The sequence below is a fragment of the Glaciimonas sp. PCH181 genome (assembly GCF_003056055.1).
Lineage (GTDB): Bacteria > Pseudomonadota > Gammaproteobacteria > Burkholderiales > Burkholderiaceae_D > Glaciimonas.
Genome location: NZ_PYFP01000002.1, coordinates 1,601,766 through 1,616,250, shown reverse-complemented (window position 1 = coordinate 1,616,250; position 14,485 = coordinate 1,601,766). Strand labels below are relative to the sequence as shown.

Sequence of the window (14,485 nt, the reverse complement as noted above, 5' to 3'; positions counted from 1 at the left end):
CAAACCACCGGCGCACGCAGCCGGACCTATTACTGTTCTCCCATCCGACAGATGTACGGATCCTTAAAGCAGGCTTTCCAAATAAAGGACGTCAAATGAAGAAATCACTAATCGCACTGGCCGTACTAGGCGCAATCGCAGGTGCAGCACAAGCTCAAAGCTCTGTAACAATCTACGGTATCGTTGATACTGGCGTTACTTATACAAACAAAGCACTGAACGCTACAACTGGCAAAACTGGCAGCAAATTTGCTCTGACTTCGGGCAACATCCAAGGTTCACGTCTGGGTTTCAAAGGCGTTGAAGATCTGGGCGGCGGTTTGAAAGCAGTGTTCCAATTGGAAGCCGGTTTTGCAAATGACACAGGTGCATTGCAAGGCGACAAAGGTTCGACAAATCTTTTCCGTCGTAAATCAGTTGTTGGTCTGAGCGGTGACAACTTCGGTACAGTCCTGCTAGGTCGTCAAACTGACATCACTGATGACGTAAGCCAATGGACTTCGGTTCAAGATTTCGGTGGCGTAACTGGTGCAGTTGGCCACAATCTGGACCGTTTGGAAGGTACACGTACCCAAAATTCGATCCGTTACAACACACCAAGCTTGTCTGGCTTCACAGCTAGCGCGATCTACGGTTTCGGCGAAACAGCTGGTCAAACTACAGCTGGCCAATCGTTCGGTCTGGGTGGTCAATATGCTAACGGTCCATTGGGCTTGTTCGCTACTTACTACCAATCGAAAAAAGGCGCTACACCTAGCGATGTATCCCTGACTAACGCTACAGTATTTACTGCTGGCAACCCAGGCGACACAGCTCTGAAGACATTTAGTCTTGGTGCTAGCTATCAAGTTGGTCCAGCCCGTCTGTACGGTAACTGGTCACGTGTTAAACAGCCATTGGCAACTACTACAGGCGCTGTTCCTGGCGGCCTAGTACCAGCTGGCACATTCACTATTGGTAGTATCAACAATAGCAAAGCTGACATCTTCGAATTGGGTACTAACTACGCTTTGACAGCACCTTTGCATTTGCTGGCTAGTGTTCAGTACAGCAAATTGACTTTCGTTGATGCTGGTTCACAAAAAGGTAAGCTGACTCAATTCAACTTGGGTACTGACTACTTCTTGTCGAAGCGTACTGACTTGTATGCTTTTGCTTCGTACCTGCGTGCTAAAGATGCTATCAACCCAGGCATATTGGGCGACACTACTGGTGGCAGCAACAACCAAACTGCTGTTACTGTTGGTATCCGTCACAAGTTCTAATTTAAGTTAGTCAGTTCTGCGGTAACGCAGAATTGCCTACTTAGCTAGAAATCCGAAAGGCCCACATGATTCTTCATGTGGGCCTTTTGTTTTTCAGCGCCAAAATGTCGATGCCCAATATCGGCAATAGTTGTCATTGAATGTCATAGCGGTGATACTCTCGGTCATTCATTCTCACTCGTCTCAAGACACCTACACCATGAGCAGCCATCTCGACGCAGACACCGTCGCACAATATCTTGCCGAAACGCCCCGCTTCTTTGAAGAGCATGCTGAGCTCTTAGGAAAAATCAAGTTGACGAGCCCATTGTTGGGACGCGCTATTTCCTTGCAAGAGCGGCAAATGGAAATATTGCGGGAAAAAATCAAAGTCCAGGACCTCCGTCTCGCCGACATGATACGTAACGCACAAGAGAACGACACCATCGCCGAAAAACTACAAGTCTGGTCACGCAGTCTGCTAATGGCGCGTAACGACGTCGATATGCCGCACACCTTGGTCAGCGGATTACAAACCATATTTAATGTCCCTCAGGCCACACTGCGACTCTGGAACGTCGCCGAGGCGTTTTCACATACGTGGTTTGCCGCACCAGCATCTGCCGACTCCAAACTTTTTGCGAATAGTCTGAGCGTCCCGTTTTGCGGTGCTAATAATGATTTTGAGGCCGCCACATGGTTTGAAAATCCGGCTGACATGCAATCTATCGCCATGCTCCCATTACGCGTAGATAGCGCCGAAAGCACATTCGGATTGTTAGTCCTGTGCTCGCCGGATGTCGACCGTTTTAGCTCCGACATGGCAACCGATTTCCTTGAGAAAATCGGCGATACCGCCAGCGCAGCGCTTGCCTGCCTGCTTGCCTAAAGACTAAAACGTCACATCGTCATGTCCACCGACCGCCTCTCCCCCTCCCAAAATCAACGTTCTTCGGCGGTCGTTGAAGCCTATCTACAAAGTCTGGTTGATCAACGCAAGTTGTCCCCTCATACGGTCAGCAGCTATTCACGCGATCTGGCAGAATTACTTTCGCTAAGCCGTGCGCTCGCCAAAAGTGCTGAAGACAACATCGACTTCACGCTGCTCACCCATGCCCACATACGTAAATTTGCTGCACAGTTGCATTCCCATGGCCTAAATGCGCGCTCAATTGCACGCAAACTTTCTGCCTGGCGTGGATTTTTTAATTGGATGGGAGAGCACACTGCGCTAACCAGTAACCCAGTCGAAGGGGTTAAAGCCCCCAAGCGCGCCAAACCTTTACCGAAAGCATTAGGAGCCGACGATGCAATACGGCTTGTCACCAGCGCCAATCAACACAGCGAGCAAAGCCCCACCTTGACCGCCTGTAATCGCGCCATGTTTGAATTACTGTACTCAAGCGGATTACGTGTGTCCGAATTAGCCGGGCTGGATGTCCGTTACACAGCGACCGCAGGGTATTCCTCCGCCGGTTGGATCGATAGCGATGCCGCCGAAGTCACCGTCACCGGAAAAGGTAATAAGAAGCGCTCCGTTCCGGTCGGACAACCCGCGTTACGAGCGATCGCGGACTGGCTAATATTGCGGAATGCCTTAATAAAACACGAAGACACATTTGCACTATTCCTGACTGAGCGCGGCAGCCGCATGTCGCCTCGCGTGATTCAGCTCCGACTAAAAGCGCACGCACAGGCAATCGACATTCCGACCGATGTTCATCCGCACGTATTGCGCCATTCATTTGCGTCGCACCTGCTGCAAGGATCCGGCGATCTCAGAGCAGTACAGGAAATGCTCGGCCACACCTCAATTGCCTCAACTCAAGTCTATACATCGCTCGATTTCCAGCGTCTTGCGCAGGTCTACGATGCCGCGCATCCACGTGCGAAAAAAGTACCCAAAGAATAATTTCGCCATGAGCAAAGATGACCTGGTTCAAATCTGCGCAAAATATGCAACTCAATTGCAATTTGGGGCATAATTAGTCCTCACTCACACTCCTCTATGTGTCCTGGCATGACCACTGACATCAAACTTAAATCCACCACCACCTTCGCGGCTAACCAGCAGGCCACACTTTCGCAAGCAGCGACACTGGCAGCAGAGCAATTGCGCTCGGCATTGGTGCGCATCACCAGCGCCCGGCTAAAAGTGTTAACGGCATTGCTAGAGGCGCGTTGCGCGGTTTCACATCAGGACATGCAGGATTTATTCGTAGAGATGGATCGCGTGACGCTGTATCGCGCACTCGATTGTCTGACCGATGCTGGACTGGCACATAAAATTGCCGGTGATGACCGCGTATTCTTGTACAGCGCAGGCGCAGAACATACTGAATCGACTTTTGCAAACCCGGAACACCACGCGCAACATCAGCACGGGCATTTCAAATGCACCCGTTGTGCCAAAGTATTCTGTCTGGATGGCAGCGGCGAGGCAGGTTTTTTAGGCGACGTATTAGCGCCAGTCAAAACTGACCTGAAGGGCGAAGAGTCTGCTACAGCATCACCGGCCACGCTGCGCAGACATTTACAGCAGGCATTGCAGGATTCGCTCGGCAAAGGCTTTGAGGGCCATGACATCGAACTGACCATTAAAGGCTGGTGCGCTGACTGCGCACATTAGTTAGGGCGCATGGGCTAAGCCACTTAGCCCTTTGACACCCAGCCGCTTATTGCCACAAATATAGCAGTCCCAATTCCCCCATTCTTACCCCGCACATTCACTCACTTTATCGCCATGGCACTTATCCCCACCACTATTCTTACCGGCTTTCTCGGCGCTGGCAAAACCACTCTCCTGAATCGCATTTTGCAACAGCCGCACGGCCACAAAATTGCCATCATCGAGAACGAATTCGGCCAGGAAAATATCGACAATGAAATCCTGGTGCAAGACAGCACCGAACAAATTATCGAAATGAATAACGGTTGTATTTGCTGCACAGTACGCGGCGATTTAATTGTTGCCCTGAGCGCACTGGCGCGACGGCGCGATGCTGGCGAATTGCAATTTGACCATGTCATCATCGAAACCACCGGCATGGCGAATCCCGGCCCGGTCGCACAAACCTTCTTCGTCGATGAAGAAGTCGCGATGCACTACATGCTCGATGCCATCGTTACAGTCGTTGATGCCAAACACGCCATGCAACAACTCGACCAACAAGAAGAGGCCCAGCGCCAGGTCGGTTTTGCCGATAAATTGTTGTTGTCCAAAACTGATCTGGTTGACGCGCCCGAGATTGCGGCCTTAACTGCACGCCTCACCAGAATCAATCCACGCGCATCCATCATCAGACTCGATCCGGCGCATACCCCGATCGACGAAATCCTGGATATTCGCGGCTTCAACCTCAACGCCAAACTGGAAATCGATCCAGATTTTCTTGCCGCAGAGGAAATGCACGACCACGCCACGCATGCGGATCACGACCATAGTGGCAGCGATTGTGCCCACCCATCGCATCAGGACGAGCATGCCCACGCGGCAGAAAAGCACCACGATCACGACCATAATCACCATCACGCCCAACATGCAGATGACATTGCAGCGTTCGTTTTCAAAAGCGAGCGCCCATTTAACACCGCCAAACTGGATGAATTTTTAGGTGGAATCGTCCAAGTTTATGGACCGCGCATGCTGCGCTATAAAGGTATATTGTTAATGGAAGGCGCGGACCGCAAAGTTGTATTTCAGGGCGTGCATCAAATTATGGGGAGCGATATCGGTGGAAAATGGGAGGATAACGAAATCCGCACCAGCAAAATGGTATTCATCGGCAAGAACCTGCCAAAAGACATCTTTATTCGCGGTTTGGAGCAATGTCTGGTATAAACTATGGCAGTTTTGTACTACTGGAAATATGTCGGCCATGCGAAATGTTAACGATAGCAGGATGATAATAAATACGAAAAAGGAGATAAAAAACTCCCTTCGTCATTGTCGCAATTGAAAACCCGCACGTTTTTGGCATCAAACCTGTTGTAAAATTCTTGACCAACCAACAAAATGATCGTAATGGCAACAAAACGATTTTGACTTGTTAACAAGATACTCTCGCACAGCATTTGATAAAGCTAGTGACATTGCCTCAAAGAGAACTCCAAACGGCCAGATCCAGTACAAATTACAACCAGGACATCGTCAACATCTTGTCCTCACGTACTGAATTAACGGATAAAATTGAAACATACGTCGTATCGAAAGTAAGCGAAGTGGCTACCAAAACAACCAAACCGACCCCTGATGTCCCCCTGTTGACCGAAGCGCAACTCGTTACGATGAGCGAACAGGACTACATGAATGAGGCACAACTGGCTTTCTTCAGAGCGCGTTTAAAACAGCTGGAAATTGATCTGCTGAAAAACGCCGGAGAAACCACTGAGCATCTGCGCGAAACCGTGCTTGTCCCGGACCCTGCAGATCGCGCCACCATCGAAGAAGAACATGCGCTGGAATTACGCACACGTGACCGTGAGCGCAAATTGCTGAAAAAAGTACAACAATCAATCGCCTCGATTGATGCTGGCGAGTACGGCTGGTGCGAAGAAACTGGCGAGCCTATCGGTATTCCCCGTTTATTGGCACGACCAACAGCAACACTGTCACTAGAAGCACAACAACGACGTGAACTGAAACAGAAGTTATACGGCGATTAATTCTCACATCGACGCTAGTTCACACTGCTGCATCTCCCTGCGCCCGCTCTCTATGGCGCGTAGGGACTTCTGACTAAAACTGAAGTCAGACACCCCTACAATGTGCAAAGATTAATTTAAATTAACGTTGGTCTGATTTACATTAACAAGAAAACATCCTGATTCGTTTGTACTTACGCGCAATGCGAAACATTTTCTCGCCTGTATTTGCCTGACGCCGCTGGCATCTCTTCTGCCATGGAATACGCGCACTCCCCATCCATATGCTCAATAAGGTGCATCCCTCAGGCATCAAACTTACTCACTAAAAAAAGCAGGCAGAGCTGTTTCATCCGACCGTCAACAGGGTGATAACTTCCCCCAATCAAGCGCTTAAAAAAGCAGCAAAAGAACCACAAAAGCAAGAGTCGGATATCAGCTTTTTACTTAAAGTGAGGAAGGGTCTGGTGTAAAGGCGCACATATCCGACTACACTAAGCATAGCAATCGATATTGACGCGTTCAACGATCATCAACTCACCGCTTAGGATCAATGTGGGGCTTTTCTCGATATTTGGCAAAAATACCCGCCCCGTCGGTACGCCGGCTGAAGAGAGCAACGCATCTGATGCTACTCAGCCGGGAAACAATACTGCTCAGAAAACTGTCGCACCGCGGCTAAATAATATTAGCCGCAACACCACCGCAATGAAGATCGACGCCATCGAATCTGAAATGTCGACGGAGTTTATTTATCCCGTCAACATCCTCAATACAATGCCGTCGGAGCTGGCGGCTGCCGAAAAAAAGCTCCTCCCCAATTCGCCCAATGCTGCCAAACTCATCGCAGAGGATATAAACGCGTCACCGAGCAGCGCAAAGCGCGGCAATATCGAAGTCGCCATCTCGGACACACCCGCAGTAGTAGAAGAAGCGGCCGTATTATTTGCCAATTCGCAATCCGACCTCGCTGAGCAAGTGCTGCTACAAGCAATCGCGGAAAATGATCTTGGCAACGTGGTTTGGTGGATGTTGCTAGACCTCTATCGGATCAGTGGAAAACAAACCCAATTCGACGATTTATCACTCGATTTTGCACATAAATTCGAAACATCCCCTCCCACCTGGGATAAACAGCTCACCCTCAGTCCGAATAGCGAGTTAGCCCAAAAAACTAGCCCAATCACAGCTATCGCATTTTCGGGCAAACTCGACGGTAACATCATCAAACAAATCGAGCGCGCCCAAAAACTGAGCTTAACGCACGCGACTTTACGACTTGAATTCACACGTATTACATCGGTCGATTCGATCGGCTGCGGATTGCTGTTGCGGATGCTAAAGAAACTTCAAAAGGCCGGACTCGATCTGATTCTGGTCGGCAGCAACGAATTGGGCGATAGTATTCGCGCCATTTTATGTGTTGGCCGCCGCGACGAAACCACTGCGCCGTGGTTATTGCTACTTGAAATTTTGCACTTATTAAATAATCAGCAAGCTTTTGAAGACGTTAGTATCGATTACAGCATTACTTTTGAAGTCTCTCCGCCACCCTTTATTTCACCGGTAACCAAAGTCACCACGGCAAACGATGGCGATGCGGGCAGCGTCGGACCGATGCTAAAGAATCAGCAACAACTACGGATGCCGATTTTGATTGAAGGACGGATTGATGACTTGTTATTGCAGATTAAAACCCACGCGCACGAACACAATCCAGCGCTGATTGATTGTTCACGTCTGGTAAGAGTTGATTTCAATGCCGCCGGACAATTAGCAAATGGCTTGTTGCCCCTTACTGCGCAAGGCCGAAAAATAGCATTTTATGAAGTCAATCATCTGGTTGCTGCGCTCTTTAAAGTCATGGGACTACACGACATCGTCAGCATTAATACGCGAAAAAATTAAGCATTTAGACAGCAAAGCGTTAAAACTACCTTCATAAATAGTTGCTATCATCGCTAGAGATGGCATCGTTGCACCAACATTATTCAGACGTTAACAAGTAGACCTGTGTAACGACAAAACTGGTTTAATTCGCAAAAAAACACGCTTGTAATCACGCCCGCCGCCCCCATTTTTTTAACTACGCGCCGCGTTATTATGCGCTAGCAAACATGCGACGACGTCCGACATCCGGACGCCGCATGGCTGGTCCGTTCGTCCAGTTTGTCAAACTGCAACACGCTCGGTCCGCTTTTTTTAGGCAGACAAAATGGAACAATTTCATGGCACCACAATCCTTTCAGTGCGACGCGGGAATTCCGTTGCATTAGGAGGAGATGGGCAGGTCACCCTCGGTAACGTCGTGATGAAAGGTACTGCGCGGAAAGTGCGCACGCTGTATCAAGGTAAAGTACTGGTTGGATTTGCCGGCGGCACTGCCGATGCCTTCACTCTTCTGGATTTATTTGAAGCAAAATTAGAGAAGCATCAAGGCAATTTGATGCGCGCTTCGGTCGATCTGGCCAAAGAATGGCGCACCGATCGCATGTTGCGTCGACTTGAAGCGATGCTACTCACCGCAGATCGCGATACTACTCTGGTCATCACCGGCAATGGCGACGTGCTGGAACCGACAGACGGCATCGGTGCGATTGGTTCAGGCGGCACTTTCGCGCAATCTGCTGCGAAAGCCTTGCACGACAACACTGATCTGACGCCTCCAGAAATCGTCAAAAAATCGCTCGTGATTGCTGGTGATCTTTGTATTTATACCAACCAATCGCACATTATCGAAACCCTTAATTAAATCCGTCCGACCAGATGATGCGCTTGGGCGTAACAATATCCTTCGATAGACACTATTGAAGCGACGACCAGGCGACGACATTACGCAGCTATGAAAGATGCGACGGATTGGCACTTACACGGAACCGAAAAATATGAATATGACCCCACAAGAGATCGTTTCTGAACTCGACAAACATGTAGTCGGACAAGATAAAGCCAAACGCGCGGTAGCGATTGCGCTGCGTAACCGCTGGCGTCGTCAGCAAGTTGCCGAACCGCTACGCCACGAAATCACGCCGAAGAATATTTTGATGATCGGCCCTACCGGCGTCGGCAAAACCGAAATCGCACGACGTCTGGCAAAATTGGCCAATGCGCCCTTTATCAAAGTCGAAGCGACCAAATTTACCGAAGTCGGCTATGTGGGTCGCGACGTCGAAACCATCATTCGTGACCTGATCGATATCGGCATCAAGCAAACCCGAGAATTCGAGATGGCTAAATTAAGATCACGCGCCGAAGATGCTGCGGAAGATCGAGTGATCGATATTCTGGTTCCGCCAGCACGCGACTTTGGTTTTCATCCAGAGCAAGATACGCCTACCGACACCGACAATAAGGACAAAGGCAATAGCACCCGCCAGACATTCCGCAAACGTCTGCGCGAAGGCTCACTTGATGACCGTGAAATCGAAATCGAATTGGCAGAAAGCGCGCCACAGATGGAGATCATGGCACCGCCCGGCATGGAAGAAATGACGGAGCAGATCAAGTCGATGTTCTCCGGCATGGGTAACAGCCGCAAGAAAAGCCGCAAGGTCAAGATCAAGGATGCACTTAAACTGCTAATCGAAGAAGAAGCGTCGAAACTGCTCAACGAAGATGAGCTAAAACAAAAAGCCATCTTTAACGTCGAGCAAAACGGTATCGTATTTTTGGATGAGATCGATAAAATTGCCACTCGCTCGCAAAACGGCGGTGCCGATGTTTCCCGTGCTGGCGTGCAACGCGATCTGTTGCCGCTGGTGGAAGGTACGACTGTTAATACCAAGTACGGGATGATCAAAACCGATCATATTTTGTTCATTGCATCGGGTGCATTTCACTTGGCTAAGCCATCTGATTTGATCCCGGAACTACAAGGTCGCTTCCCGATTCGGGTAGAACTAGACTCGCTATCGATTGCCGATTTTGAGCGCATTTTGACTGGCACCGATGCTTGTCTGACGACGCAATATGAAGCATTGCTCGCCACCGAAGGCGTGACGTTGGAGTTTGTAGCTGAAGGCATTACACGGATGGCGGAAATCGCTTTTTCGGTCAACGAAAAAACTGAGAATATCGGTGCTCGTCGTCTGCATACCGTGATGGAAAAAATGCTCGAAGAGATATCGTACGCTGCCACGAATACCAGCGAAAAACATTTGAAGATCGATGCTGCGTATGTCGATTTAAGACTTGGCGCGCTGGCTGTGAATGAGGACTTATCGCGTTACGTGCTGTAAAAATCTACGCGGCAAATAGAAAACAGGATGCGATTGCAATTGCTGCAATCGCATCCTGTTTTATTTTCTGCGCTATTAAAAACAAAGATTAACCGCCATGTCATCGGCTGATTAGGAATAATAGATATCGCTGAAGTAATCTCAAGTCAGGCACAACATGAAAAAAATAGCTTCAATTTTCAATTAGTCATCTCCGAATTTAGGCAGACTCTTCACGGGGAGTCCGCGCAAGCAGCAACTCCACCATTGCCGCAGGCGCATCACCGTCAAACAACACCCCCGCCACCGCATTAGTAATCGGCATATCGACGCCACGCTCCTGCGCTAACGCACGTACCGCAGCGGCGCAGCGCACGCCTTCTGCTACGTGGCCTAACTCTGCCACGACGTCTGCCAGACTTTTACCGCGCGCTAAACCGAGACCGACTTTGCGATTACGCGACAGATCGCCAGTGCAGGTAAGAATCAAATCCCCCACGCCAGACAAGCCCATAAAAGTTTCGCTCCGCCCACCCAGCGCGATACCAAGTCGCGTAATTTCAGCAAGCCCACGCGTAATTAAGGCCGCACGAGCATTTAGTCCGAGATTTAATCCATCGGCAATCCCGGTGGCAATCGCCATGATATTTTTAACCGCACCGCCAACTTCGACACCGACCATATCATCGGTTGAATAGACGCGAATATTGCCGCCATGCACCGCTGCCACTACGCGCTCGGAAAGCGCTGGATGATCGGTTGCAATCGCCAACGCGCAAGGCATTCCGTGCGCAACTTCCTGCGCAAACGACGGCCCAGAAAGTGCACCTGCAGGAATGGCGTCTCCCAATACTTGCCGGACGATCTGATGCGGCAGCAAACGCGTTTGTTCTTCAAAGCCTTTGCATAACCAGACGATATTCGGTATCGGTAAATCCCGCAATTGCTCCGCCAGTGACCGGATTCCAGCGACGGATGACGCAACGATCAACAGGCTATCATTTGCATTAGCATGCGGACTCACATGATCGATAGCTTGCGCAAAATCAGCGGTCACAATCAATGTGGCGGGCAAGTGTAAACCGGGTAGATAAATCACATTCTCGCGCTGCGCTGACGCGGCCGCGATCATTTTTTCATTGCGTCCCCACAACAATACGTTGTGACGTTGCGCTAACGCGATCGCCAGCGCAGAGCCCCATGCGCCAGCGCCGAGGATCGTGATATTCATGGGTGTGGAATCAGCGGACACAGAGATCAATCGTCTAATAAAAATGGTGGGAGGGGAATAAGAACAACGAGAAATACGGCCGCGAAATCGTTGAATATCAACGTCGGCGGAAGCGACAGCAAATGGTATAACCCACTCCGCCGCGTTGACGAAGCCGATCAGCTAACGCGGGGGTAAATAAAAACCGTCCTATCGTTGGTCATCGTTCGCAATTCAGCCAGCGCTTCGCTTCTGAACTTGCCTTACTTAATTACCCCAAACTTCAGTCGCTTTTACATAGCCGCTCTGACCGTCGCGGTGCCGCACTTTGATCCAACCGGATGCACCAGGCTCGACCAGTTCCAGCAAAACCCCTTTATCGGCGCTAAATACTTCCGCTGCGGTATCGTTCGGATTCGCCCGAATCTTGGCGTTGGCGACCTTAACCTGTAAGTTACGCTTGCCAACCAGCCCACTCGATTGCACCCACGATAAGTCACCGCTAGAATCACGCACTTTGGTCCACTCGCCATAGGTCAGAACAACTTCGACCGGCATGCCGCGTGGTGCTACGGCTACACGTCGGCCTTTTTCGGATGGAGCATCGTAGAACACAACCGGTGCCGCGCCAACTGCCTTGAAATCAAGCGCATGTGCCGTGCCACCCGTGCCTAACACCACCAGCGCCGACGCCATTACCATACTGGTCAAGCGAATACATTTCATTCCATCGTCTCCACTTACTGCGCGTCCGTCCGAACAACTGGCAAACCACCATCATTATTCTTGCAAGCGACAAATAATGCCAGCAGCGCGCCGCCCACGTTATCTGGGCGGCTTAACACTAATACTAAAAAACCTGCTCTTAGTTGATTGTGTTGCTGCCGTCTACCGCAATACTGTCTTTGCTTCCCTGGTTCTCAGCCAGCGCTTGGGTACGTTGCTGATAAAACACTTCAAAGTTGATTTCCGCCAGATGAATCGGTGGGAAACCAGCACGGGTGATTGCATCGGCGATGTTAGCGCGCAAATAAGGATAAACAATATTCGGGCAACCGATACCTAACAATGGATCTAGCTGTTCAGCAGGGATGTTGCGTACTTCAAAAATACCAGCTTGCTTGCCTTCGACCAGAAACGCGACTTTGTCTTTGATCTTGGCAGTGACTGTAATCGTCACCGTCGATTCGAATATACCTTCAGCCAATGCTTCAGCACCAACGTCAACCGCTACTTCGATTTGCGGCGCATCTTGCTCAAGAAAAATAGCTGGGGAATTTGGCTGCTCAAGCGACAAATCTTTCAGATACACACGTTGGATCTGAAATACTGGTTGATCGTTTGTCTCGGTAGTTGCTGTTTGAATAATTTCGTCGGCCATAAAACTCTTTCGGTAAATGTAAGATGGCTAGTATGTGCCAGCCATAGAATGGTTATTGCAACAATTAATACGACCCTGGAATCTGTTTGCCATTGAGGTCTTCGCTATTTCGAAGGTCCAAACAGCAAGCAAAGCAAAATGCGCATGTCCGGATTGCTACATCGCCTCAAACTTGCTTGTTATTCATCAGGCCATAAAACATCAGATCGGTTCCCAACAATTTGCTCAGAACTTAAGGACCTTGCAGCAGAGGCAGTAATTTTCCTCCGTGATCAAGCGCGCTCAAATCATCGAAGCCGCCGACATGGGTTTCACCGATATAAATTTGCGGAACAGTGCGACGTCCGGTCTTTTTCATCATTTCGTCGCGCTGTTGCGGGTCAAGATCAATACGAACCTTCTCGATATTGTCGACGCCGCGGGATTTCAGCAGCTGTTCTGCACGTATGCAATAAGGGCAAACAGCGGTGCTGTACATTAAAACATGGGCCGTCATAGGGTTCTCTTTGTCGTTATTTAATAGTCGGCAGACCTTGCGTTTGCCAGCTTGCAATGCCACCGTCGAGGCTATAGACCTGCGCGAAACCAGCTTTAGTAAGTTGCGCAGTGGCTTTAGATGCTTGTGTACCTGTCTGACACACTACAATAACGTTTTTGGCTTTGAATTTTTCAATTTCGACCAAACGGGTAGTCAGGTCTTTCAAAGGGATGTTTTTCGAATCAATTAAATGACCGGCAGAAAATCCCTCTGCATCGCGTACATCAAGGACTAACGTCTTTCCTTGATTAATCAGTTGTGTTGCTTGCAATGTTGTTACTTTGCTCCCGCGTCGTTGCAATAGCGGGAAAATCAGTGCTCCGCCAGACAAAATGACCAATCCGAGCACAAAAATATTATCAATCAAGAATTTCACAGTGATCCAATGGTATTAGTTAATCGCGACATTATAAAATAGAAGCTGAAGCGCCACCCAATTCGTATTGGTTAGCCTGCAATGATTTTTTTCTGACCCTTTTTTCACTACTCCCCTTATTGCACCTATGTATAAAATTGTATTGATGCGCCACGGCGAATCCACCTGGAATCTGGCTAACCGCTTCACCGGCTGGGTAGATGTCGATCTGACCGAAAAAGGACTGGCTGAAGCCAAACAAGCGGGCAAACTGCTCAAGGAAGCCGGTTTCACGTTCGATCTGGCGTACACCTCGGTGCTTAAGCGCGCCATCCGTACGCTCTGGGGCACGCTTGATGAGATGGACTTGATGTGGCTGCCAGTACAACATGACTGGCGCTTGAATGAGCGCCACTACGGCGCGCTGCAAGGGCTGAACAAGGCTGAGACAGCCGCTAAATATGGCGATGAACAAGTAATGGTATGGCGCCGCAGCTACGATACGCCGCCGCTCAAGCTGGATGAAAACGATCCGCGCGCTTCGTATGACGATCCACGTTACGCCAATCTGGCGCGTGAAGAAATTCCGCTGACCGAATGCCTGAAAGACACCGTTGCCCGCGTGCTGCCAGCATGGAACGACACCATTGCACCAGCCATTCGATCAGGTAAGCGCATCATCATCTCTGCCCACGGCAACAGCCTGCGTGCGCTGATCAAAATGCTGGATGGCATCAGCGACGACGACATCGTCGGCCTGAATGTCCCGAATGGTCAGCCACTCGTCTATGAGCTAGACGCTGATCTAAAGCCGATCAAGAGCTACTATCTGGGCGATCAAGCTGCCATTGCCGCAGCAATGAACGCAGTTGCCAATCAGGGGAAAGCGAAATAAA

At 49.8% G+C, this 14,485-nt stretch carries 15 protein-coding genes; 10 read left to right on the top strand and 5 right to left on the bottom strand.

The annotated features are described in order from the left end of the window. Positions 1-95 precede the first annotated feature (95 nt). The 9 genes from C7W93_RS20530 to hslU all read left to right on the top strand — a co-directional run bounded on the left by C7W93_RS20530 (position 96) and on the right by hslU (position 10,126). The gene (locus C7W93_RS20530; protein WP_108442070.1) at positions 96-1,265 is read left to right on the top strand and encodes a porin; all 1,170 of its coding nucleotides are present in this window, start codon (positions 96-98) and stop codon (positions 1,263-1,265) included. A gap of 199 nt (positions 1,266-1,464) precedes the next feature. Then, positions 1,465-2,133 carry a DUF484 family protein gene (locus C7W93_RS20525; RefSeq protein WP_108442069.1) on the top strand — a complete coding sequence of 223 codons (669 nt, stop codon included), beginning with the start codon at positions 1,465-1,467 and terminating at the stop codon, positions 2,131-2,133. A gap of 21 nt (positions 2,134-2,154) precedes the next feature. Continuing rightward, on the top strand, positions 2,155-3,156 hold the full coding sequence (xerC, locus tag C7W93_RS20520) for a tyrosine recombinase XerC (protein ID WP_108442068.1): 1,002 nt from the start codon (positions 2,155-2,157) through the stop codon (positions 3,154-3,156). Positions 3,157-3,264: 108 nt separating this feature from the next. Further along, positions 3,265-3,873 carry a Fur family transcriptional regulator gene (locus tag C7W93_RS20515; RefSeq protein ID WP_108442263.1) on the top strand — a complete coding sequence of 203 codons (609 nt, stop codon included), beginning with the start codon at positions 3,265-3,267 and terminating at the stop codon, positions 3,871-3,873. 114 nt (positions 3,874-3,987) lie between these two features. Then, complete coding sequence (locus tag C7W93_RS20510) at positions 3,988-5,085, top strand: GTP-binding protein (protein WP_108442067.1); 1,098 nt, start codon at positions 3,988-3,990, stop codon at positions 5,083-5,085. A gap of 380 nt (positions 5,086-5,465) precedes the next feature. Then, positions 5,466-5,909: an RNA polymerase-binding protein DksA gene (dksA, locus tag C7W93_RS20500; RefSeq protein ID WP_108442262.1), complete on the top strand. Its 444-nt coding sequence runs from the start codon at positions 5,466-5,468 to the stop codon at positions 5,907-5,909. A 492-nt stretch (positions 5,910-6,401) separates the two neighbouring features. Then, complete coding sequence (locus tag C7W93_RS20495) at positions 6,402-7,796, top strand: STAS domain-containing protein (RefSeq protein ID WP_225869949.1); 1,395 nt, start codon at positions 6,402-6,404, stop codon at positions 7,794-7,796. A gap of 307 nt (positions 7,797-8,103) precedes the next feature. Next, on the top strand, positions 8,104-8,640 hold the full coding sequence (gene hslV / locus C7W93_RS20490) for an ATP-dependent protease subunit HslV (RefSeq protein WP_108442065.1): 537 nt from the start codon (positions 8,104-8,106) through the stop codon (positions 8,638-8,640). Between the two features lie 133 nt (positions 8,641-8,773). Continuing rightward, the gene (gene hslU, locus C7W93_RS20485) at positions 8,774-10,126 is read left to right on the top strand and encodes an ATP-dependent protease ATPase subunit HslU (RefSeq protein WP_108442260.1); all 1,353 of its coding nucleotides are present in this window, start codon (positions 8,774-8,776) and stop codon (positions 10,124-10,126) included. Positions 10,127-10,325: 199 nt separating this feature from the next. On the opposite strand, the gene C7W93_RS20480 is transcribed toward hslU, so the two are convergent. From C7W93_RS20480 to C7W93_RS20460, 5 genes are all read right to left on the bottom strand, one after another. Then, on the bottom strand, positions 10,326-11,336 hold the full coding sequence (locus C7W93_RS20480) for an NAD(P)H-dependent glycerol-3-phosphate dehydrogenase (RefSeq protein ID WP_108442064.1): 1,011 nt from the start codon (positions 11,334-11,336) through the stop codon (positions 10,326-10,328). Between the two features lie 246 nt (positions 11,337-11,582). Continuing rightward, positions 11,583-12,041: an SH3 domain-containing protein gene (locus C7W93_RS20475; RefSeq protein ID WP_201747299.1), complete on the bottom strand. Its 459-nt coding sequence runs from the start codon at positions 12,039-12,041 to the stop codon at positions 11,583-11,585. Between the two features lie 139 nt (positions 12,042-12,180). Next, positions 12,181-12,696, bottom strand: a complete 516-nt coding sequence (gene secB / locus C7W93_RS20470; RefSeq protein WP_108442063.1) for a protein-export chaperone SecB — start codon at positions 12,694-12,696, stop codon at positions 12,181-12,183. 232 nt (positions 12,697-12,928) lie between these two features. Next, on the bottom strand, positions 12,929-13,192 hold the full coding sequence (gene grxC / locus C7W93_RS20465) for a glutaredoxin 3 (protein WP_108442062.1): 264 nt from the start codon (positions 13,190-13,192) through the stop codon (positions 12,929-12,931). A gap of 16 nt (positions 13,193-13,208) precedes the next feature. Then, entirely contained in the window at positions 13,209-13,610 is a 402-nt protein-coding gene (locus C7W93_RS20460) for a rhodanese-like domain-containing protein (RefSeq protein ID WP_108442061.1), read from the bottom strand. 127 nt (positions 13,611-13,737) lie between these two features. On the opposite strand from C7W93_RS20460, the gene gpmA reads away from it, so the two are divergent. Next, the gene (gene gpmA / locus C7W93_RS20455) at positions 13,738-14,484 is read left to right on the top strand and encodes a 2,3-diphosphoglycerate-dependent phosphoglycerate mutase (RefSeq protein WP_108442060.1); all 747 of its coding nucleotides are present in this window, start codon (positions 13,738-13,740) and stop codon (positions 14,482-14,484) included. Position 14,485 lies beyond the last annotated feature (1 nt).

Coding starts and splice junctions, on each gene's coding strand:
- C7W93_RS20530 (WP_108442070.1), top strand. CDS start 96: ATGAAGAAATCACTAATCGCACTGGCCGTACTAGGCGCAATCGCAGGT.
- xerC (WP_108442068.1), top strand. CDS start 2,155: ATGTCCACCGACCGCCTCTCCCCCTCCCAAAATCAACGTTCTTCGGCG.
- C7W93_RS20525 (WP_108442069.1), top strand. CDS start 1,465: ATGAGCAGCCATCTCGACGCAGACACCGTCGCACAATATCTTGCCGAA.
- grxC (WP_108442062.1), bottom strand. CDS start 13,192: ATGACGGCCCATGTTTTAATGTACAGCACCGCTGTTTGCCCTTATTGC.
- secB (WP_108442063.1), bottom strand. CDS start 12,696: ATGGCCGACGAAATTATTCAAACAGCAACTACCGAGACAAACGATCAA.
- C7W93_RS20475 (WP_201747299.1), bottom strand. CDS start 12,041: ATGAAATGTATTCGCTTGACCAGTATGGTAATGGCGTCGGCGCTGGTG.
- C7W93_RS20510 (WP_108442067.1), top strand. CDS start 3,988: ATGGCACTTATCCCCACCACTATTCTTACCGGCTTTCTCGGCGCTGGC.
- hslV (WP_108442065.1), top strand. CDS start 8,104: ATGGAACAATTTCATGGCACCACAATCCTTTCAGTGCGACGCGGGAAT.
- C7W93_RS20480 (WP_108442064.1), bottom strand. CDS start 11,336: ATGAATATCACGATCCTCGGCGCTGGCGCATGGGGCTCTGCGCTGGCG.
- hslU (WP_108442260.1), top strand. CDS start 8,774: ATGAATATGACCCCACAAGAGATCGTTTCTGAACTCGACAAACATGTA.
- C7W93_RS20515 (WP_108442263.1), top strand. CDS start 3,265: ATGACCACTGACATCAAACTTAAATCCACCACCACCTTCGCGGCTAAC.
- gpmA (WP_108442060.1), top strand. CDS start 13,738: ATGTATAAAATTGTATTGATGCGCCACGGCGAATCCACCTGGAATCTG.